Source organism: Shewanella sp. SG44-6 (assembly GCF_014164185.1).
GTDB lineage: Bacteria > Pseudomonadota > Gammaproteobacteria > Enterobacterales > Shewanellaceae > Shewanella > Shewanella vesiculosa.
In genome coordinates, this window is sequence record NZ_JACJER010000359.1 from 1 (window position 1) to 287 (window position 287).

The window sequence follows — 287 nt, forward strand, 5'->3', positions numbered from 1 at the left end:
CCAGTGACCTACAGCATCGTCAGCGGCAATGACGACGCTTGGTTTGAGATTGACCCCACCACCGGTGTCATCAGCTTGACCCCAGCGGGCGTGGCCGCCGTCGCCAATGACTTTGAAGCCCTGGCGAACGTGCACAATTTAGTCGTCGGCGCCTCAGATGGCGTCAACACCACCAACATTAACGTCACCCTCACTGAGCTTGATGTCAATGAAACGCCTGAGTTCACCCCACCCGTGGGCGAAACCAGCTACAACTTTACGTATTTTGAAAACAGCAGCGACAGCAC

At 55.7% G+C, this 287-nt stretch carries 1 protein-coding gene; it reads left to right on the forward strand.

Features of this window, described 5'->3' with window-relative positions:
- On the forward strand, positions 1-287 hold a 287-nt coding region (locus tag H5185_RS22580), incomplete at both ends, for a cadherin repeat domain-containing protein (protein WP_182743378.1).